The organism is Nocardia sp. NPDC004860 (assembly GCF_040609015.1).
Lineage (GTDB): Bacteria > Actinomycetota > Actinomycetes > Mycobacteriales > Mycobacteriaceae > Nocardia.
In genome coordinates, this window is the sequence record NZ_JBEXJI010000004.1 from 1 (window position 1) to 20,621 (window position 20,621).

Annotated in this window: 15 protein-coding genes, 1 tRNA gene and 1 pseudogene; 9 read left to right on the top strand and 8 right to left on the bottom strand. The window is 68.9% G+C overall.

The features are described 5' to 3' along the window. A pseudogene (locus ABZV44_RS10280) lies at nt 1–93 on the top strand (1,4-dihydroxy-2-naphthoyl-CoA synthase); the annotation flags it as partial. Nucleotides 94–202: 109 nt separating this feature from the next. Continuing rightward, complete coding sequence (locus tag ABZV44_RS10285; protein ID WP_354834168.1) at nt 203–1,018, top strand: alpha/beta hydrolase; 816 nt, start codon at nt 203–205, stop codon at nt 1,016–1,018. On the opposite strand, the gene ABZV44_RS10290 is transcribed toward ABZV44_RS10285, so the two are convergent. Continuing rightward, on the bottom strand, nt 987–1,826 hold the full coding sequence (locus ABZV44_RS10290; protein ID WP_354834171.1) for a helix-turn-helix domain-containing protein: 840 nt from the start codon (nt 1,824–1,826) through the stop codon (nt 987–989). The two genes, ABZV44_RS10285 and ABZV44_RS10290, sit on opposite strands and share 32 nt — an antisense overlap. Before the next feature lie 484 nt (nt 1,827–2,310). Here ABZV44_RS10290 and ABZV44_RS10295 point away from each other — a divergent pair, with 484 nt between their 5' ends. Beyond that, complete coding sequence (locus tag ABZV44_RS10295) at nt 2,311–2,814, top strand: hypothetical protein (RefSeq protein ID WP_354834174.1); 504 nt, start codon at nt 2,311–2,313, stop codon at nt 2,812–2,814. A 193-nt stretch (nt 2,815–3,007) separates the two neighbouring features. Here the strand turns inward: ABZV44_RS10295 and ABZV44_RS10300 are convergent. Next, a tRNA-Leu gene (locus tag ABZV44_RS10300) sits at nt 3,008–3,089 on the bottom strand. Between the two features lie 388 nt (nt 3,090–3,477). Here ABZV44_RS10300 and ABZV44_RS10305 point away from each other — a divergent pair. Both ABZV44_RS10305 and ABZV44_RS10310 read left to right on the top strand, forming a co-directional pair. Then, nucleotides 3,478–12,819 (top strand): fatty acid synthase subunit beta domain-containing protein, encoded by a 9,342-nt coding sequence (locus ABZV44_RS10305; RefSeq protein ID WP_354834177.1) that lies wholly within the window; start codon nt 3,478–3,480, stop codon nt 12,817–12,819. A 233-nt stretch (nt 12,820–13,052) separates the two neighbouring features. Next, complete coding sequence (locus ABZV44_RS10310) at nt 13,053–13,475, top strand: holo-ACP synthase (RefSeq protein ID WP_354834180.1); 423 nt, start codon at nt 13,053–13,055, stop codon at nt 13,473–13,475. A 31-nt stretch (nt 13,476–13,506) separates the two neighbouring features. Here ABZV44_RS10310 and ABZV44_RS10315 read toward each other — a convergent pair whose 3' ends face one another. Continuing rightward, nucleotides 13,507–14,145 carry a TetR/AcrR family transcriptional regulator gene (locus ABZV44_RS10315; RefSeq protein WP_230329926.1) on the bottom strand — a complete coding sequence of 213 codons (639 nt, stop codon included), beginning with the start codon at nt 14,143–14,145 and terminating at the stop codon, nt 13,507–13,509. A 293-nt stretch (nt 14,146–14,438) separates the two neighbouring features. On the opposite strand from ABZV44_RS10315, the gene ABZV44_RS10320 reads away from it, so the two are divergent. Further along, nucleotides 14,439–15,755 carry a hypothetical protein gene (locus ABZV44_RS10320; protein WP_354834183.1) on the top strand — a complete coding sequence of 439 codons (1,317 nt, stop codon included), beginning with the start codon at nt 14,439–14,441 and terminating at the stop codon, nt 15,753–15,755. A 70-nt stretch (nt 15,756–15,825) separates the two neighbouring features. Here the strand turns inward: ABZV44_RS10320 and ABZV44_RS10325 are convergent, their stop codons facing one another. Both ABZV44_RS10325 and bcp read right to left on the bottom strand, forming a co-directional pair. Continuing rightward, a complete protein-coding gene (locus tag ABZV44_RS10325; RefSeq protein ID WP_354834186.1) occupies nt 15,826–15,981 on the bottom strand; it encodes a hypothetical protein in 156 nt (51 codons plus the stop codon). 11 nt (nt 15,982–15,992) lie between these two features. Beyond that, nucleotides 15,993–16,466: a thioredoxin-dependent thiol peroxidase gene (gene bcp, locus ABZV44_RS10330; RefSeq protein ID WP_354834189.1), complete on the bottom strand. Its 474-nt coding sequence runs from the start codon at nt 16,464–16,466 to the stop codon at nt 15,993–15,995. A 140-nt stretch (nt 16,467–16,606) separates the two neighbouring features. Between bcp and ABZV44_RS10335 the strand changes: the two genes are divergently transcribed. Further along, nucleotides 16,607–16,831 (top strand): DUF3618 domain-containing protein, encoded by a 225-nt coding sequence (locus tag ABZV44_RS10335; protein WP_354834192.1) that lies wholly within the window; start codon nt 16,607–16,609, stop codon nt 16,829–16,831. Nucleotides 16,832–17,016: 185 nt separating this feature from the next. Here the strand turns inward: ABZV44_RS10335 and ABZV44_RS10340 are convergent, their stop codons facing one another. Beyond that, the gene (locus tag ABZV44_RS10340; RefSeq protein ID WP_354834195.1) at nt 17,017–17,319 is read right to left on the bottom strand and encodes an excalibur calcium-binding domain-containing protein; all 303 of its coding nucleotides are present in this window, start codon (nt 17,317–17,319) and stop codon (nt 17,017–17,019) included. Between the two features lie 391 nt (nt 17,320–17,710). Between ABZV44_RS10340 and ABZV44_RS10345 the strand changes: the two genes are divergently transcribed. Further along, complete coding sequence (locus ABZV44_RS10345; protein ID WP_354834198.1) at nt 17,711–18,175, top strand: MarR family winged helix-turn-helix transcriptional regulator; 465 nt, start codon at nt 17,711–17,713, stop codon at nt 18,173–18,175. Here ABZV44_RS10345 and ABZV44_RS10350 read toward each other — a convergent pair. Both ABZV44_RS10350 and ABZV44_RS10355 read right to left on the bottom strand, forming a co-directional pair. Next, nucleotides 18,172–19,218: a crotonase/enoyl-CoA hydratase family protein gene (locus ABZV44_RS10350; RefSeq protein ID WP_354834200.1), complete on the bottom strand. Its 1,047-nt coding sequence runs from the start codon at nt 19,216–19,218 to the stop codon at nt 18,172–18,174. The two genes, ABZV44_RS10345 and ABZV44_RS10350, sit on opposite strands and share 4 nt — an antisense overlap. A gap of 52 nt (nt 19,219–19,270) precedes the next feature. Then, a complete protein-coding gene (locus tag ABZV44_RS10355; RefSeq protein ID WP_354835294.1) occupies nt 19,271–19,585 on the bottom strand; it encodes a hypothetical protein in 315 nt (104 codons plus the stop codon). Between the two features lie 165 nt (nt 19,586–19,750). On the opposite strand from ABZV44_RS10355, the gene ABZV44_RS10360 reads away from it, so the two are divergent. Next, nucleotides 19,751–20,608, top strand: coding sequence for a GNAT family N-acetyltransferase (locus tag ABZV44_RS10360; protein ID WP_354834203.1), 858 nt, complete (start codon nt 19,751–19,753; stop codon nt 20,606–20,608). The last annotated feature ends 13 nt before the right edge of the window (nt 20,609–20,621 follow it).

Genomic DNA, 20,621 nt, shown 5'->3' on the forward strand with positions numbered 1-20,621 from the left:
CTGGCCTACATGACCGACGAAGCCGTCGAGGGCCGCGACGCCTTCCTCGAAAAGCGCGAACCCGACTGGAAGCCCTACCCCTGGTACTTCTGAACTGACCTGCGCTATTGCGGATTTCGCCATGCTGTCCGGCCGGACCCACCTCTGGACAGAGTGTGCTCGGGCCGCGACAGTAGGCAGAAAGCGCGGTTACGCTACGCCAATGCCGTACGTCAGTACCGATGGGGCTCGCATCTTCTACACCGACTCCGGTGCTCGCAGCAGCTCCGTCGTAGTGTTGAGCCATGGGTTCTTCATGGACCTGTCGATGTTCGCACCGCAGGTGGAATATCTGGAAGCGAAGGGTTTTCGGGTGCTGTGCTGGGATGCCCGGGGGCACGGTGGCACTGCTACAGAGCCGCATCGGTCTTTCAGCTATTGGGATTCGGCGCGCGACCTGCTGGCCGTGATGGACGCGGCCGGCGTGGACCGCGCGGTCCTGGGGGGAATGTCGCAGGGCGGTTATACGGCTCTGCGAGCCGCGCTGCTCGCACCGGAGCGCGTGCAGGCACTGATCCTGCTCGACACGGAGGCCGGTGACTCGCCCGACGAGCAGAAGGCAGAGTATCGCGAGCTGTTCGACGCCTGGACGAATCCTGAAGTGCCACTGGCAGTTCTGGCCGACGGTTTGGCGCCACAGCTGATCGGCGGCACGGCTGCCGATCAGGCGCCGTGGCGCGCCAAATGGGCGGCCAGTGACCGTTCAGCGATCATTCAGGCGGCCGCCTGCTTGACCGAACGGGAGTCCCTCCTCGACCGGTTGGGCGAGATCACCTGTCCCGCAATGGTTTTGCGCGGTGAATTCGACGCCTCGAGCACCGCCGACAAGTCCGGTGCTCTGGCTGCCGGACTGACCGGGTCCGGTCCTGTGATGACGGTTCCCGGCGCCGGCCACGCAGCCAATTGGACGGCCCCGGATCCGGTCAACGATGCGATCGGCGGATTTCTCAGTCGGTTGGCAAACTCGGCGGCCCGCTGAACGACTGGCGCATGCCGATGAACCACTGAAACGGTGCATCTACGCTGGGCACATCGGTAATCCGGACCCGCACACTGTAGGGCTCGCTGGTGGCCGGGTCACGCAGGTGCATCAAGGGCTGGTGGCGTTCGAAGTCGACGTGCTCGGCCAGATACATGGCCCGGAAGGCCGCGCATGAGCTGAGCCTGCCGAGCAGATCCAGTGCCCACTGTGGGTTCTGGTATCTGCCCATGTGCCATCTGAACCAGTTCACGGTCAGCCGGGCTTCGTCCTCCCATTCGATCATTACCTGGTGTGACTCCGGGACCAGGAAGAACCAGACCAGAATGTTCTCCACTTCCGACAGCCGTGGATACGCGCGGTCGTAGGCTTCGTTGGTCCACAACACATTCCATCGCTCGTCGATATACCCCGACAGATGTGGAATCAGGCCGTCGGCGGCAGCGCGTAGATCGTCGGAGATCAGTTCACGCATCTCGGCGACCGGCATCGGTGTGTGGGTCCGCGGGCCCGGAGTCTTGGGTGCGGCGAGATTGTGCATATGCTGCCGTTCGGCGGGCGTCAGCCGCAGTGCGCGGGCAATCGCGTCCACCACTTCGGGACTCGGTGAGGTCTTCTCACGCTGCTCGATCTGAGCTATATAACTGGCGCTGACGTCACAGAGACCGGCCAGTGCCGGACGGCTGAAGCCGCGGGGATGGTCCGGGTGCCTCGGAGCCGTGCGGTGGGTCCGGACGAAGTCACCGAGGTTGGGGGCCAGCAACTGGTCAACCTCGGTTCCCCCCGGTGCGGTGTAGCCAGCGTTCACGGCGAGCAGGATACTCTCCGGGAAGCGATACAGCCCGAATGAGTTTGAGCCCATGCACACCGGAAACCCAAGTGGGAGCGTGGGTCCCGCCTATGTCGAATCGACCACTGGCCAGAGGTACCTCTGGCCAGCGTGCGCCCGGCGTCTTTACCGGCGCAATCCGGGCGTGTTCTTATTTTCCTCGCACCGGCTCCTCGGACACCAACCTCAGAGTCGTCGGTGAGTAGTTGCATTCGGCTCCGCGTATATCGGAAGCACCCTGAATGGTGCGGAGCCCGATAGTTTCCCCGCCTCGCAGGAGGAGGATGGGGATCCCGCTGCGAGGGCTGCGTGAAGGGGGCGTAGCCCTCGCAGAAGGGCATGCACAGGGGATTGGTACGAGATGTCCACGGTTTTGCCGTGTCCGGCGTGGTGCGTAGAGCACGACGACCCGGATCCGTTCGCACCCGGCGATGGCTGTCACCATTGTGGCCAGGAGCGGCCAGTGCTGGTTGAGATGCCGGCGCGGTCCGGGCTTCCAGCGCTGTTCGTGCAGTTGAACGCTCACGACTGTCATGGGCTGCGATACAGCTGGATCGATCTGGTTGCGCCGAGCCGCGTCCATTCCGAGATGACCGCCGCACAGGCACGGCAGCTTGCCGAAGCTCTCGTAGCGACCGGGGATTTATGGGATTCCCGAATTCTGGCCGACGGCCTGCTGCAGGCCCATGCCTGCCCTCCGTGGTGTAGACAGCACGACGAGGCGATGGATCCGAAGGCCGAACAGTGGCACAGCAGTAGGCCGTGGACGGTGCCGGTGATAGGACCTCAACTGTCCGGTAGCAGAGTCCGAGTACGGTTGTGCGCCAAAGACACCCGTTTCGATCGCCGACTGGCTGTGGCCCTGACGGTGCGCGAAGGCGAAACAACGGAGCTTACCGGCCCTGAGGCCCGCCGCATCGCGGCAGCGCTTCTGAACGCCGCCGATGACCTCGACAGCACCCTTTAGCCCGGATCTTCATCGGTCCGATGTGCCGGTCCCTGAATGGACCGCGAGGCGATGGCGAGACCTGCTACCTACCAACAACACTCGATCGACGCCGGCCTGCCGGGGTTCAGCGATAGCCACTGGTTAGCCTTCCAGTGTCTGAGGGCACTCGAACACCGGGTTCGTCATACGTGGCACGGATGCCACGCTGCTGTGCGCGAGGCGGGACTTGAACCCGCACGTCCTAGGACACCAGAACCTAAATCTGGCGCGTATGCCAATTTCGCCACTCGCGCTAACGGTACGACCGTCCAAACTTTACCGGGTCTAACTGGGATCGCGAAGCACCGGGCGGGTGTGGCGTACTGGTCGGTAACCTCACCAGGGATTATAACGATTTAATAAACCTCAATGTGAGGGAGCCTCACATTTCCTACACGAACGTAACCGAGCCAACCAGCGGCTTCAAACATGAGGGAGGGTCATGTTTCGGGTCATTCTGGTACGACCGTACGGAAAAACTGCCCAGTAAGTACCCGGTTGGTGACCAAACATGAGGAGATCCTCATGATTTTGTGCCATCCTCGGCTTCTACCAGGGCCTGCGGGCCGGAGGGATACCTGCGCACCGTGAGCGCGGCCCAGTCCTTGGAGGCTGGCCGCCAGGAGAAGGAAGTCGAACGTCTTGACGATCAACGAGAGCACCGGAACCGGATCGAAGGCCAGGGCGGCGGGGAAGTCACGGGAGAGTGGTGTCAGGTCGTCACTGCTGGACCGGTTGCTGGGGGGTGCGCCGTACGCCCTCGCATTCGGTGGGCAGGGCGCGCAGTGGCTTACCGAGCTCGAGGAGATCGGGCGGGATTCCGCCCTGGAGCCCGAGCTGACGGCGCTGGTCAACGAGGCCGCCACCACACTGGAACCGATCGCGGCGCAGCTGCTGGTGGTCCGGCCGGTCGGTTTCGACCCCATCGCATGGATGCTGGAAGAAGAGATCGCCGACCCGGAACAGGGGGAGGTGTCGGGAGCGCCGTCAGCGCAGGTGTTGCGCTCCGCCGCCGTCTCGATGCCGGGTGTGTTCCTGACCCAGGTCGCCGCGCTGCGCGCGCTGCGCCTGCAGGGCCTCGACATCGTCGCGCACGCGCCCGCCGCCGTTATCGGCCACTCGCAGGGCCGCATCGCAGCAGCCGCCGCCGAGGCGCACGGGCAGCGTGACGCCGAACTGCTGGCCATCGCCCAGATGATCGGCGCCGCGGCCGGCCTGGTCGCCCGCCGCCGCGGTCTGCTCCCGGTGGGGGAGAAGTCCCCCATGGTCGCCGTCTCCAACGTCGACCCCGAGGTCCTGGAAGCCGTTGTCGCCGAGGTCATGGCCGGTGTCGCGCCGGAGAAGGCCGCCGTGCTGTCCATTCGCAACGGCCGCCGCCGCGCCGTGCTGAGCGGCCCGGTCGGCCAGCTCGACCGCGTGCGCCAGCGTGCCGCCGAGATCAATGCCGAGCAGGCCGCCGAGCGCGACGCCAAGAAGCGCGGCGGCGCGGTCTTCGCCCCCGTTTTCGAGGACGTCCCGGTCGAGGTGGCCTTCCACCACCCGGCGCTGGCCGAGACCGTCGACCTGGTCGAGGGCTGGGCCCAGCAGTGTGGCCTGGACACCGAGCTGGCCGCGCGCCTCGCCCGGGAAGTGCTCGTCGACCCGATCGACTGGGTCGGCACCGTCGACGACACGGTCTCCCGTGGCGCGCAGTGGATCCTGGACCTCGGTCCCGGCGACCTGCTGACCCGCCTCACCGCCGGCTCGCTCAAGGGCACCGGCGTCGGTGTGCTCGCCGCCTCCACCCGCCCGGGCCAGCGCAGCCTGTTCACCCCCGGCGCGGCCCCCGAGGTCGCCGCGGCCTGGAGCGAATTCGCGCCCAAGCCGGTCCGCCTGCCCAATGGCCGCATCGTGGTCGAGACCGCGTTCACCCGCCTCACCGGCCGCTCGCCCATCCTGCTGGCGGGCATGACCCCCACCACCGTCGACGCGAAAATCGTTGCGGCCGCGGCCAATGCGGGCCACTGGGCCGAGCTGGCCGGTGGCGGTCAGGTCACCGAGCAGATCTTCGCCGACCGGGTCGAGGAGCTGAAGCAGCTGCTGCAGCCCGGCCGCGCGGTGCAGTTCAACTCGCTGTTCCTGGACCCGTACCTGTGGAAGCTGCAGCTGGGCGGCAAGCGCCTGGTGCAGCGCGCCCGCAGCGCCGGCGCCCCGCTGGACGGCGTCATCGTCACCGCCGGCATCCCGGAACTCGAAGAGGCCGTTGCCCTCATCGAGGAGCTGTCCGAGGTCGGCATCACCCACGTGGCCTTCAAGCCCGGCACCGTGGCCCAGATCCGCGCCGTGCTGCGCATCGCCGACGCCGTGCCGTCGTACCCGGTGATCATGCACATCGAGGGCGGCCGTGCCGGTGGCCACCACTCCTGGGAAGACCTCGACGACCTGCTGCTCGCGACCTACGCCGAACTGCGTGGCCGCGAGAACGTGATCGTCTGCGTCGGCGGCGGTATCGGCACTCCCGAGCGCGCCACCGAATACCTCACCGGCGAGTGGTCGCAGCAGCACGGCTATCCGGCCATGCCGCTGGACGGCGTCCTGGTCGGGACGGCCGCCATGGCCACCCTCGAGGCCACCACCGCCCCCGAGGTGAAGCAGCTGCTGGTCGACACCCCCGGCACCCCCGACTGGGTCGGTGCGGGCACCGCGGTCGGCGGCATGGCTTCCGGCCGTAGCCAATTGGGCGCGGACATCCACGAGATCGACAATGCCGCCTCCCGCACCGGCCGCCTGCTGGACGAGGTCGCCGGTGACGCCGAGGCCGTGGTCGCCCGCCGCGCCGAGATCATCGCGGCCCTCGACGCGACCGCCAAGCCGTACTTCGGCGATGTCGCCACCATGACCTACCTGGAGTGGCTGGAGCGCTACGTCGAGCTGGCCGTCGGCCTGGACCGCCGCAAGGACTTCGACTGCGGCGCCGACTTCTCCGACGCCATCGTCGACGCCACCCGCTCGGTGTGGCTGGACATCACCTGGCGCGACCGGTTCGCGGAGATGGTGCGCCGCACCGAATCCCGGCTCAACCCGGCCGACCGTGGTGAAATCGCAACCCTTTTCGCGGACGACTCCGCCTTCGAGACCCCGGTCCAGGCCATCTGCACCCTGAAGGAGCAGTACCCGGCCGCCGCCGGCACCGTCCTGCACCCGGCCGATGTCCCGTTCTTCGTCGCGCTGTGCAAGACCCCCGGCAAGCCGGTCAACTTCGTCCCGGTCGTCGACCAGGACGTGCGCCGCTGGTGGCGCTCGGATTCGCTGTGGCAGGCCCACGATCCGCGCTACACCGCCGACCAGGTCTGCATCATCCCCGGCACCGTCGCCGTCGCGGGCATCACCCGCGTCGACGAGCCGGTCGGTGAGCTGCTGGACCGTTTCGAGCAGAACACCGCCTACTCCCTGGTCCGCGCGGGCGTCGTCCCGGCCGCCGTGGACGGCCGCCGCCGCGCCGAGGTCGCCAACGGCCTGCTCGACATCGTGCTCGCCGCCCCCGACGTGCAGTGGGCCGGCCGCACCACCGTCAACCCCATCCACCGCCTGGGCGACCTGGACGAGTGGGAGATGAACGGCAAGGGCGCCAAGCACCCGCGCACCGGCTCCACCCTGTCCGCCACCGAGGGCCCCGAATCCGATTCCGCCTATGTGGAATTGACCGTCCCGCTGCTGGGCCAGGATGCCGTCCGCATTCGCATCACCGTCCCCGGCTCCGTGTACAACGGTGGCGCGCCGGTCATCACGGACAGCGATGCCGAGGCCGCCATGTCGGCGCTGCTGGCCGTCGCCGCCGGCCAGTCACTGCCCGAGGTCAAGGCCGTCGACGGCGCCCAGGTGGCGCACGTCAACCTGGCCTGGAGCCCGGACCTGATCGCCGACCACGCCGGTGTCACCGGCGCGGGCCTGCCCGACAACCTGAGCACCATCGGCCGCACCGCCCCCGACGTGCTCGTCGGCGCCTGCTGGCCCGCCGTTTTCGCGGTCCTGGGCGCCACCCGTACCGCCGACGCGCAGAGCGTCATCGAGGGCATGCTGGATCTGGTCCACCTGGACCACCAGATCGAGCTGCTGGGCGAGCTGCCCGCCGAGCACGCCGTGCTCGCCGTCCGCGCCGAATCCGCCGAGGTGCTCGACACCGACCTGGGCCGCGTGGTCGAGGTCAAGGTCACCGTCGGTGTCATGCGCGACCACGGCCTGGAGACCCCGGCCGTCGCGAAACTGGTGGAGCGCTTCGCCATTCGCGGTCGCACCGGCCGGGCCGAGCTGGCCGACCCGCCGCGCGCCGCGGGCTCGCTGTCCGAGGCCGCCTCCGACACCCCGCGCCGCCGCCGGCGCGACGTGGCCCTGGTCGCGCCGCGCGCCATGGGCGCCTTCGCGCAGGTCTCGGGCGACTTCAACCCGATCCACACCTCCGACAACGCCGCGAAGCTGGCCGGTCTGGGCAACCCGATCGTGCACGGCATGTGGCTGTCGGCCGCCGCGCAGCACGCCGTCTCGGCCATCGATCTGAGCGACAAGGTGCCGCCGCGCACCATCACCGCCTGGACCACCCGCTTCCTGGGCATGGTCCGGCTCGGCGCCAAGATCGATGTCCGCGTGGAACGCGTTGCGGTGGACCGGGGTTCGGAGATCGTCGAGGTCTCCTGCCGCATCGACGGCAACCTGGTGATGACCGCCACCGGCCGCATCGCGCCGCCGAAGACGGTCTACGCCTTCCCGGGACAGGGCATTCAGGCCAAGGGGATGGGTCTGGAAGCCCGGACGCGGTCCAAGGCCGCCAAGGACATCTGGGATCGCGCCGACAAGCACACCCGCGAGGCCCTGGGCTTCTCGATTCTGGCCGTGGTGCGCGACAACCCGACCTACCTCAAGGCGCGCGGCGTCGAGTACCGCCACCCGCAGGGCGTGCTGCACCTGACCCAGTTCACCCAGGTGGCCATGGCCACGCTCGGTGTCGCGCAGGTCGCGGAGCTGCGCGAGGCCGGCGCCTTCATCGAGGGGGCCATGCTCGCCGGGCATTCCGTCGGTGAGTACAACGCGCTGTCCGCCGCGGCGGGCGTGCTGCCGCTGAACGCCGTGCTGGAGGTCGTCTTCCAGCGCGGCTCGGCCATGCACGAGTTGGTGCCCCGGGATGCCCAGGGCCGCAGCAACTACCGCATGGCGGCCATCCGGCCCTCGCAGATCGGCATCGCCGACGACCAGGTCATCGACTGGGTGAAGAACCTCGGCGAGCAGGCCGGGGAATTCCTCGAGGTGGTCAACCTGAACCTGCGCGGCGCGCAGTACGCCATCGCGGGCACCGTGAAGGGCATGGAGGCGCTCGAGACCGAGATCGAGCGGCTGCGCGCCGAGACCGGCGGCAAGCGGGCGTTCGTGCTCATCCCGGGTATCGACGTGCCGTTCCACTCCACCGTGTTGCGCGCCGGTGTGCCGGAATTCCGCGGCAAGCTGCTGGAGCTGCTGCCGCAGGACCTGGACCCGAGCCTGCTCATCGGCCGCTACATCCCGAACCTGGTGCCGCGCGTGTTCAACCTGGAGCGCGAATACGTCCAGGAGATCGCCGATCTGGTGCCGTCCGAGCCCCTCGCGGAGGTGCTGGCGAACTGGGACGAGTGGTCCGCCAAGCAGGTGGAGCTGTGCCGCGTGGTTCTGGTCGAGCTGCTGGCCTGGCAATTCGCCAGCCCGGTCCGCTGGATCGAGACCCAGGACCTGCTGTTCACCGATGTCGAGCACGGTGGCGTCGGCATCGAGCGGTTCGTCGAAATCGGTTTGGCCGCAACGCCGACCGTCGCGAACCTGGCGTCCAACACGCTGAAGCTGCCGCAGTTCGGCAGCGCCGTGGTCGAGGTGCTGAACATCGAACGCGAGCGCGGCGTCGTCTACTCGACCGATACCGATCCCGCGCCGGTGGAGGAGCCCGAGGAGACCCCGTCCACTGAGACATCGAAGGACGCCGCTTCCGCCGCACCGGCTCCCGCGGCCGCCGCCCCGGCCCCCGTGGCCGTGCCGACCGGTGGCCCCACCCCGGACGACATCGCGTTCTCCGCCGCCGACGCCACCCGCGTGCTCATCGCGCTGTGGACCAAGCTGCGCATGGACCAGATCGGCCCGGTGGACACCATCGAGGGCCTGTGTGACGGCGTGTCCTCGCGCCGCAACCAGCTGCTCGTCGACCTCGGCGCGGAGCTCTCGCTCGGCGCCATCGACGGTGCCGCCGACGCCGACATGGGCGCGCTGTCCGGCACGGTCGACCGCCTGGCCCGCACCTACAAGCCGTTCGGCTCGGTGCTCTCCGACGCCATCGGCGACCACCTGCGCAAGGTCTTCGGCCCCTCCGGCAAGCGGCCCGCCGCCATCGGCGACCGCGTCAAGAAGGTCTGGGGTCTGGGCGACGGCTGGGTCAGCCACGTCACCGCCGAGGTTTCGCTCGGCACCCGTGAGGGCCAGTCGGTCCGCGGTGGCGACCTGGGCGGCCTGGTCTCCGGCGGCCTCTCCGATGGATCGTCCGTGGATGCCGCCATCGACGCCGCCGTGCAGGCCGTGGCCCTGCGCCGCGGAGTCGCGGTCTCCATGCCGTCCGCCGGTGGTGGTGGCGGCGCGACCGTCGACGCGGCCGCGCTGGGCGAGTTCACTGAGCAGATCACCGGCCGCGACGGCGTGCTGGCGCAGGCCGCCCGGGTGATCCTGGAGTCCCTGGGCCACGCCGAGCAGGCGTCCGCGCCGGAGGCGACCGCGGACACCCTGGTGGACCTGGTCTCGGCCGAACTGGGTTCGGACTGGCCGCGACTGGTCGCGCCCGCCTTCGACGCCCGCAAGGCCGTGCTCATCGACGACCGGTGGGCCAGCGCCCGTGAGGATCTCGCCCGCCTGTGGTTCGGCAACGACGGCTCGCTGCCGGCCGAACCGGTGGTGGACGGCTACCTCGGCGCCGGTGAAGCCGTTGCCGCGCAGGCCACCTGGTGGCGCAACCGGGCCATGAAGGAGGCCCGCTCGGTGCTGGCCGGTGTCTACGGCGCGATCGCCGAAGCCGCCCGCAGCAGCGCGGATCCCGGCGTCTGGTCCTCCGACATCGCCGTGATCACCGGTGCCAGTAAGGGTTCCATCGCGGCGGCGGCCACCGGCCGGCTGCTCGCGGGTGGCGCCACGGTCGTGGTCACCACCTCCAAGCTGGACGACGAGCGCCTGGGCTTCTACAAGCAGCTCTACCGCGAGAACGCCCGCAAGGGGGCCGCCCTGTGGGTGGTCCCGGCGAACATGGCCTCCTACACCGATATCGACGCGCTCATCGACTGGGTCGGCAACGAGCAGGTCGACAATGCCGGTGGCGCAAAGGTTCTCGTCAAGGAGGCGATGACTCCCACGCTGCTGCTGCCCTTCGCCGCGCCGCGCGTGGCCGGCGACCTCTCCGACGCCGGCGCTCGCGCCGAAATGGAGATGCGGGTGCTGCTGTGGTCGGTGGAGCGTCTCATCGGCGGCCTGTCCAAGCTGGGCGCCGACCACGACGTGGACGCGAAACTGCATGTGGTGCTGCCGGGTTCGCCCAACCGCGGCATGTTCGGCGGGGACGGCGCCTACGGTGAGTCCAAGGCCGCCCTGGACGCCATCGTCGCCAAGTGGCGCGCGGAGAAGTCCTGGTCGGAGCGGGTCACCCTGGTGCACGCGCTGATCGGCTGGGTGCGCGGCACCGGCCTCATGGGCGGCAACGACCCGCTGGTCACGGCCGTCGAGAAGGCGGGCGTGCACACCTGGTCCACGCTGCAGATGGCCGACGAACTGCTCAAGTGGTGCAGCTCGCGGGCCCGCGTGGTGACCGCGGCCGGACCGCAGCAGATCGACCTGACCGGCGGTCTCGCCGGAGCCAAGCTGGATCTGCCGGAGCTGGCCCGTGAAGCCCGCGAGCAGGCCGAGGCCGCCGCCGACGAGTCGGAAGACGCTGACGGCGCGACCATTTCGGCCCTGCCCGCCCCGCCGACCCTGTCCTCCAAGCTGCCCACCCCCGAATGGGGTTCGGTCACAGCCGATCTCGACGACATGGTCGTCATCGTCGGCGCCGGCGAGCTCGGCCCCTACGGTTCGGCGCGCACCCGCTTCGAGATCGAGGTCGCCGACCAGCTCTCCGCCGCGGGCGTGCTCGAGCTGGCCTGGACCACCGGCCTGGTCACCTGGGAGAACGACCCCAAGCCCGGCTGGTACGACACCGAATCCGGTGAGTACGTCGAGGAATCCGAGCTGGCCGACCGCTACCACGACACCGTGGTGGAGCGCTGCGGCGTGCGCCGCTACGGCGACGACGGCGCCATGATCGACAATGCCGCCCCGCTGCTCACCTCGGTGTTCCTGGACAAGGACCTCACCTTCGTGGTCAACAGCGAGGCCGAGGCGCGGGCCTTCTTCGCCGCCAACCCGGAGCAGACGGTCGTCACCCCGGTCGCGGGCACGGACGACTGGCAGGTGACCCGTAAGGCGGGCACCGAGATTCGCGTGCCGCGCAAGGCCAAGCTGTCGCGCACCGTCGGCGGTCAGATCCCGACCGGCTGGGATCCCACCAAGTGGGGCATCTCCGCCGATATGGCCGGCTCCATCGACCGGGTGGCGCTGTGGAACATCGTCTGCACCGTGGACGCCTTCCTGGGCTCGGGCTTCAGCCCGGCGGAACTCATGAGCTGGGTGCACCCGGCCATGGTCGCCAACACCCAGGGCACCGGTATGGGCGGCATGTCGTCGATGCGCTCGCTCTACATCGACAACCTGCTCGGTGAGCCGCGGGCCAACGACATCCTGCAGGAGGCGCTGCCCAACGTCGCTCTGGCGCACGTGGTTCAGAGCTACGTCGGCTCCTACGGCGGCATGATCCACCCGGTCGCGGCCTGCGCGACCGCGGCGGTCTCCGTCGAGGAGGGTGTGGACAAGATCCGGCTCGGTAAGGCCGACCTGGTGGTCGCGGGCGGCTACGACGACCTCGGCATCGAGGGCATCGTGGGCTTCGGCGACATGTCCGCCACCGCCGACTCGGCCGTCATGTCCGCCAAGGGCATCAGCGACCGTTACTTCTCCCGCGCCAACGACCGCCGCCGCGGCGGCTTCGTCGAATCGCAGGGTGGCGGAACGGTATTGCTGGCCCGCGGCTCGGTGGCGCTGGAGATGGGCCTGCCGGTGCTGGGCGTCGTCGCCTACGCACAGTCCTTCGCCGACGGCGTGCACACCTCGATTCCGGCTCCGGGCCTGGGCGCCCTGGGTGCGGGTCGCGGCGGCCCGGAGTCCAAGCTGGCCAAGGAACTCGCCAAGCTCGGCGTCACCCCGGACGAGATCGCGGTGATCTCCAAGCACGACACCTCCACCGCGGCAAACGATCCCAACGAGTCCGAGCTGCACGAGCGTCTGGCCACCGCCATCGGCCGCTCGGAAGGCGCTCCGCTGTTCGTGATTTCGCAGAAGACCCTCACCGGTCACGCGAAGGGCGGCGCGGCGGCGTTCCAGATGATCGGCCTGTGCCAGGTGCTCGAGCAGGGTGTCATCCCGCCCAACCGCAGCCTCGACTGCGTGGACGAGAAGATGGCCCAGTACCCGCACCTGGTGTGGCTGCGCGAGCCGCTCGCGGTGGGAGATCGCTTCCCGCTCAAGGCCGGTCTGGTCACCTCGCTCGGCTTCGGGCACGTGTCCGGCCTGCTGGCCATCGTGCACCCGCAGGCGTTCGTCGAGGCCATCGCCGACACCGAGCAGCGGGAGGCGTACCAGCGCAAGGCCGAGGAGCGGCAGCTGGCCGGCCGTCAGCGCTTCGCCGAGGCCATGTGCGGCGGCGCCCCGCTGTACGAGCGGCCCGCGGACCGTCGCCTCGGCGGCGACGGCACCCCGGCCAAGCAGTCCCGGCAGCTGGAAGCCGACATGCTGCTGTCACAGCAGGCCCGGCTCGGCGCCGACGCCGTCTACGTGGCGGTGCCGAAGGGACCGGCCTGCCAGTAGGCCACACAGACCGGCCTGTCGGTAAGTAGCCCCCGGCAGGTCTGACACAGCGGGCTCGCGCCGGCGCTCCTCCGAGTGCCGGCGCGGGCCCGCTGTTTCCACGTCCGCGAGCGGACCAAATGGCACTGCGACGACTGGGACATGTGTTCGAGGGAGCCTACGGTGCCGTAGGTCCGCTGGTATGTTCGCAGCCAATTCGACTGCACGCACAAGGAATCTAGGAGTCCCGCACTGTGACGATCCTGGGTATCGGCCTGGACTTGGTCACCATCTCCGAGTTCGCCGAACAACTGGAACGCACCGGAACCACCATGCTCCGGGAGAGTTTCACCGCTGGGGAACGGCGCTACTGCCAAAGCAAGGGCACCGACCCGGCCCGGAGTTACGCCATCCGGTGGGCCGCGAAGGAGGCGGTCATCAAGGCGTGGGCGACCTCTCGCTTCGCCCGCAGCCCGCAGATCGGGGACAACCCGTACCCGTTGATCGAGGTCGTGAACGACGCCTGGGGACGGCCCAGCATCAAATTGCACGGGCTGGCAGCGGAATTCCTGCCCCGGGTGCGAGTTCACCTGTCGCTCACCCACGATGGCGACACCGCCGCCGCCATGGTGGTGCTGGAGGATCCGGGCGAACTGGCCGATCTGATGCGCGACTGATCCGCGCGGATCCGCAACGGGAGGGTCGCGGTTACTCCGGATCGAAGGTGGTGCGCTGCCCGCCGGAGCGCGATTCCTTTTCCGCGATCAGCAGATACGCCACCATGAGGCGCTTGAGCTCGGCGACGGCGTCCTCATGGCTGAGCCCGTCCTGCACCGAGAAGTTCAGCATCGAGTACACGACGTGCACCAGCACCTGCGCCATCATGGAACGGCGGCCGCGCGGGGTGCGCGGCATGAGCGGGCGCAGCATCTGCGAAACCGCTTCGGCGAATTCCTTTTCGTGGATCGCGCCGGTCGCACGCGTGGACGGGGTGGACTGCATGGCCAGCCACACCTCGCGCCGCGACGGGTCGGTCATCCACAGATCGGCCAGGTGATCGACCAGCTGCGTCATGTGCCGCAGCCAGTCCATGGACGGGATCTCGCCGTGGAAATCGGCCAGTTCCTGCGAAACCGCCACCAGGTCTTGGCGATTCAGCTCGCAGACGATGACGTACTTGTTGGCGAAGAACTGGTAGAGGGTGCCGATCGGCACTTCGGCGCGGGCCGCGACCTCTTCGCAGGTGAACGATTCGAAGCCGACCTCGACGAGTAATTCCCGGGATGCCTGCAGCAGGGCGTCGAACTTGCGTTTTGATCGTTCCTGCGTCGGGCGGCGACGGGGCATCAGCTCCTGTGGATCGTCCTGCAGCTCCAACGCAGGGTCCGGTCGTCGCGTCGACCCGGTTCCCGTGCGTGCTTCCACGATGAACAGCCTACGGGTAGCGACACGCGCATGACACGCTGCGGTACTTCGTGTGTCATCGCATCCCAACCCATCCACGCCGCGTTCGGCTCCGAACACCCATCGCAGCTGCCTCCCAGCTGCGGATCTCTGCCGGCGCATCTCGACTGTCCGTCCGCCAGTACGTCGACGTTGGAAGGCTGATTGTGGTTGCTTCTACCCCTGTTCGTTCCGCGGTGACCATCGGCGTCGCGACCGAGCGCGGCACGGTGCGCGCGGTGGCCCTCACCGAAGACGGCGACAAGGTGTCCGAGCGCGTGGTGCTCGAGCGTGTCGAACCGATCACCGGCGATACGAAGGCCGACTTGGCGGTCGCGGTGGAGTCGGCGCTGGAGGACATCGCCGACCGGATCGGTACGGGCCGTGAGATTCTCGGCGCGGCGGTCGCCTACCGGGATGCCGCCGAGCGCCGCGCGATCGTCACCAAACTGGCCGCCGGCTCCTGGCGCGACGCCTCCCTGGTGTCGGCCAAGGCCGCGCATCTCGCGATGGCGCGCGCCATGACCTGGGTGGATGAATTCGAGGATCTCGCCATCTGCGAGGTGGTGCCCGGCTTCCAGGCCTTCTCGCTCATCTCGCCCGAGCGCAGCCGGGTGCTCGCCGCGGTGACGCTCACCGGTGGCGCGGCCACCGAGGAGGCCATGCGCACAGCCGTCACCGCCGCCTGGGACCAGTTCGACGCGGCGGGCGTGAAGCCGGACGCGGTGGTGCTGATCGGTTCGGCCGCAACCGAACCCGCGGTGGTGGCCGCCCTGGAGTCGGGCTTCGGCGCACCGGTCATCCCGTGCTCGGTGGCGGCGGCCGCACCGGCCATCGGCGCGGCCCTGGCCGCCCTGCCCGAGGTCGAGTTCGCGGGCGAGGCCGCCGACCGCATCCGCCGCGTCCGCGGTACCGCGGCCCTGTTCGCGGCGGCCAGCGTGCTGGCGGGCGGTCTGGTGGCGGGCGGGATCTATACCTCGGGCAGTGATTCCAAGAAGGTTCCGGCCCCGATGCTCATCGACTCCCGGGTCTCCGCCGACCCGCGCAACGCTGCCGAGCATCCGGCCGGCGAGGCACCGGCGCCCGCCACGACCGAGATCGGACCTGGCGGACCCTTCGTCGACGGTCTGCCGGTCGGCCCGGTCGATCCGACGGATGGGGTGACGCCGAGCTACGGTCAGCCCACCTACGGTCAACCCACGCCCGAACTGCAGCCCAGCGATATGGTGACCATCGATCCGGCCACGCTCAACTGGGGTCCGCGCGGCGACAACCCGCGGACCGGCGGAAAACCCAGGCCGCTGATCAAGGCCCGTCCGGAGCCGGAGGTGGCCTCCAATCCGGAGTCGATCATCCCGGCCCCGACCCACACGGTCGGCGCACCCACCGAATCCGGGCTGTTCCCGGGCGAACTCGCGCCCCCGCCATTGGACACGACCGAGTTCTCCTCCTGGTGGGACAACCATTGGCGGATGATGCTCCAGTGGGCGGCACAGGCGCTGCCGAAGGCGTAGCGGCTTCCCTCCCGAGACTCTTGCTCGGAATCCCGGCCCGAATCAGGACCGGGATTCCGGGTTTTCGCGGTCAGACGGACAGATCGCGGCGCAACTTGGCGACGTGCCCGGTGGCCTTCACGTTGTACTGCGCGATCTCGACCTTTCCGTTCTCGTCGACCAGGAAGGTGGACCGAATAACGCCGGTTATTCGTCGATTGACACCTACATGGGTTGAACTGGGCACGGCGCGCGCGGCTATACCGACAGGTCGCGGCGGAGCTTGGCTACGTGGCCGGTCGCGCGCACGTTGTACTGAGCGAGGGCGATCTTGCCCTGCTCATCGACAAGAAAGGAGCTCCGAATAACGCCGGTGACCTTCTTGCCGTACATCATCTTCTCGCCGAACGCGCCGTAGGCGGACAGCACCTCCTTGTCCGGGTCGGACAGCAGCGGGAAGGTGAGCTGCTCGGTGTCGCGGAATTTGGCGAGCTTGGCCGGCTTGTCGGGGGAGATGCCGACGACCTCGAGGCCGGCGCCTTCGAGATCGGCCAGGTTGTCGCGGAAATCGCAGGCCTGCTTGGTGCAGCCGGGCGTGCTCGCGGCCGGGTAGAAGTAGACGATCACCTTGCGCCCGCGGTAGTCAGACAGCGAGACGTCCTTGCCGTCGGCGTCGGGCAGGGTGAAGGCGGGCGCGGTGTCGCCGGGACTGAGTCGGTGATTCTCGGTCATGCCGCCACGCTAGTCGACGGGCTCGAGCCGGTGTTGGCGATACACTCCTGAACAGGTCGGCTCGCATGCGCCTGCGTCGCGCGAGCGGCCCCGAGACGACAATGCCGCCTTCCAGCGCGGTTTCCAGACAGGAGTGTGACGTGGCGAGAGATACCGAGGCGATCGAGCGGGAGATCGAGGCAGCACGCAACCGGCTCGCGAGTACCCTCGATGAACTCGCGGTCCGCGCCGATCCCCAGCGGCTGGCCGACAATGCCAAGCGGTCGGTTCTGGCGAAGCTGAACGAGCCCAAGATCAAGTACAGCCTCATCGGCGCCGGCGCCCTGGTCGCGACCCTTGTCGTGGTCAAGATCTTCCGCCGCTGAGCAGCGCCGACTCTCGGATACTCAGGGGTCGCCCCTGAATCCCGAACCCGAATATGGCCCGGTCCAACAGGACCGGGCCATATTCGTATCGCTGGGTCCCCAACGCCAGGCGGCCCGGTCCGAAAGGACCGGGCCGCATTGGCTTTTGGGATTTCAGGGGTGTGTCCCCGAGGGCCCGAGAGTTGTCAGACGGTGGGGCAAGCCATTCCGGTGCCGTCCGGGTCCAGGTGCGGGCTGTAGCCGGGCTGGCCGCGGAACAGCGGCGCCACGCCGGCCGCGCGGGCCTGGTCGCAGTTCTGGTAGGTGGGTCCGCCGGCCGAACCGGTCTGGGACAGGCCCGCCGAGCCGGTGGCGGCCGAGCCGGTGTCGATGGCGGAGGAACCGGTGCCGGAGGAACCGGTGGGGACGTCGGCGAGGGCGACGGTCTGGGCTGCGATGGTCGTCAGTCCTGCGACGCTGGCGGTGACGAGAAGCCGGCGAACGTTCATATATTCCTCAATGTCGGCGCAATAGGGGTGGCAACTGGCCCGGTTCGGCGCGGATGTGCCACCGCCGCCGCAAGCGCTTGCGGCGCGGTGACCGGTCCGGGCTCGGCGTCGAGTTTTCTGGCGCAACGTTGCATTGTCAACCGGATGGGCTATTCATCCAGGTGAATTAGGGGATTTGCCCCGAATGCCCGGAACCTCTTCTGCCGGTGGGTGTCTCATTCGCCCCGGTCGGAAATGCGCTCGCGCATTGACGATTTCCGCCAGAACTACGCAAATTGGACGGTCAGTACTGTACGGCAGGATGATGCTCGATGGCCGCGCGGATTCGCCGTGAAGTTCCTGAGTATCTTCTTGGTGTCCGTGTCAACTATTCGCCGATACTATGGATGCCATGACGCGCTGGCTGACCGATGCGGAACAGACGACCTGGCAGGCCTACATTCGCATGCGGCAACGCCTGGATGCCGCCCTCGCCGCCGGGCTGACCCAGGATGGACTGTCGACCTCCGACTACGAGGTGCTGGTCGCGCTGTCCGCGGCCGGTGGCCAGCTGCGCGCCAAGGAACTCGGTGCGGAGATCTGCTGGGACAAGAGCCGCCTGTCCAAGCACCTGTCGCGGATGGCGATCCGCGGCCTGGTCGATCGCTGCCAGGCCGTCGACGACGCCCGCGGCCGGGAGGTGCGGCTCACCGATGCCGGGCGCCGGGCGCTCGAGGCCGCCGCCCCCAATCACGTGGAGCTGGTGCGGCGGCTGTTCATCGACGAGATGACCGCCGGGGAGGCGGCCGCGCTGCGCTCGCTGGCCGAACGGGTCGTCGCCGAGGTCGAGCGCACCGACGTGGAGGGCATCGCCTAGTCCTCGGGCCGCTCGAACCGGGCGCGCTTCCAGTCGCCGAACGGTTCGTCGCGCTCGCGGACGGCCTCGCGGAAACCGGCGGTGGCCGAACGCAATTGGAAGGCGTAACCCTCGCGAGTGTGCCGCGAGATGCCGTCGAACACGGTGCTGACCATGCCGGAGTTGGCCACGCCCTGATTGAGCAGCGCGCTGTTGAGCGCCAGCTTCGCCATCACCAGCTGATTGATCGGCACCCGCGCAATGCGTTCCAGCAGTTCCTCGGTGCGTTCGTCCAGTTCGGTGGCCGGCGGGGCCTCGATGGCCAGGCCCCACTCCAGCGCCTGCTTGCCGCTGAGGCTGTCGCCGGTGAACAGCAGTCGCTTGGCGCGCTGGTCGCCGACCCGGTGCGCCCACATGCCCGCGGCCGGAATGCCCCAGGTCCGGGTGGGCGGGTAGCCGAAGCGGGCGTCCTCGGCGCAGATGATCTGGTCGGCGAACAGCGCGATATCGGTGCCGCCGGCGATGGCGAAGCCGTGCACCTTGGCGACGGTCGGCTTGTTGGCGTGCAGCAGGCTGGCGAAGCCGCGGTTGAAACGCGACATCATGGCGTAGTCGACCATGGGATCCCAAGTGCCCCAGGGATTGTGATTGCGCGCCTGCACGACCGGGTCGAGCACGGTGCCCTCGGTCGGCTGGGCGCCCTCGGCCGGGGCAACGGTGCCGGCCTGATGATTGTTCTCGGCGAAGATCGACAGGTCGTAGCCGCCGCAGAAGCCCTTGCCGCGCCCGCTCACCACGATGACGTGCACGCGCGGATCCAGATCGGCCCGCTCGACGGCGGCGGCCAGCTCGATCGGGGTGTCGGCGGTGATGGCATTGCCGCGTTCGGGCCGGTTGAAGGTGATGCGGGCGATGCGGCCGGTCACCTCGTAGGTCAGCGTGCGGCCGGTGTATTCGTTCACCGGTTCGGGGCGGCCCGCGAACAGCGAGTCGTCACCGCCGGTCAGATCGTCGCGCCAGGCAGCCGGGCGGGTGCCGAAGTGGTTCTCGTAGTCGGGGGACACTCAAGCAGTGAACCCCGGTTCATTTCTTGCTGTCAAGGGTTTCCGGGCGTTCCTACTCCCAGGGTTTGACCGGCGGTTTCACCCAGAGGATCTTCTCGTCCATCCGCTCCCGGCGGGCCTGCGGATGCCCGGGATTGCGCTCGGCCCAGGCATCCTTCTCGCCGAGCAGTCCGGCCGTCACCTGCCAGGTCTCATCGGTGCTGGGCGGATTGGTGCCGGCCGCCCGCGCCAGCTTGCGCCGTTGTGCGGCGGGCAATTCCAGCAGTTCGGGTCCGCTGATGCCGCGCGCCCAGAGATAGGCCGCCAGCCGCCGGGCCTTCTCCTCCCGGCTGCGGCTGGCGTGATCGGAGTGTGCGTAGTCGGCCATATCTTCCTCGAACTCCGCGCAACCCCGCAGGTCGCGGGCCATGTCTCCTCGACCCTACCGGAGCGCCGGGGCCGGCTCGCCGGGCGCTCCGCCGGGATGGAGGGCATGCCCGCCGTGTCCTCGAATCTCCGCGAGTCACAGAGCTTTTGCGGTTACCGTGGTCGCATGCCGGATGCCGTGCGTATCGATGGTCTGGTCATTGCCCGCGCCACCCCGGCGGAATGGGCCACCGTGGTCGAGTGGGCCGCCGCCGAGGGGTGGAATCCGGGGCTGCGTGATGTCACCGCGTACTTCGCGCAGGATCCCGACGGGTTCCTGCTCGGGCGGGTCAACGGGGAGCCTGCCACCGCGGTCTCGGTGGTCAACTACGGCGACGACTACGCGTTCCTGGGCTTTTATCTGGTGCGCCCGGACCTGCGCGGGCGCGGGTTCGGTCTGGCCACCTGGGAAGCCGGGCTGAAGCACGCGGGGGAGCGGGTCGTCGGGCTCGACGGAGTTCCCGCGCAGCAGGACAAGTATCGGCGCAGCGGGTTCGAACTCGCCTACAGCAGTGCGCGATTCGTGGGCGTGCCGCGTCTGCCACTGCCGGATGACACGGTCACCGCGCTCGCGCCGGCGGATTTCGCGGCGCTGCAACCGTACGATTCCGCGTGCTATCCCGCGGACCGGCCGGTGTTCCTCAGCGCCTGGCTCGCCGAGCCGGGGCACCGGACCTTCGCCCGCATTGTCGACGGCACGGTCACCGGCTACGCCACCCTGCGTCCGGCCCGGGATTCGCTGCGGGTGGGCCCACTGTTCGCCGATACCCCCGGCGACGCGCACCAGTTGCTGGCCGCGCTCGCCGCCCACGCGGCGGGTATGCCGCTGGCGGTGGATGTCCCGCTCGACAACGAGCCCGCGGTGCGGTTGATGGAGGCGGCCGGGTTGACCCCGAGCTTCGAGACCGCGCGCATGTACACCGGGCCCGTCCGGGCGTATCACCGGGAGCGGGTCTACGGGGCGACCTCCCTCGAACTCGGCTGAGCGGTAGTGGAAT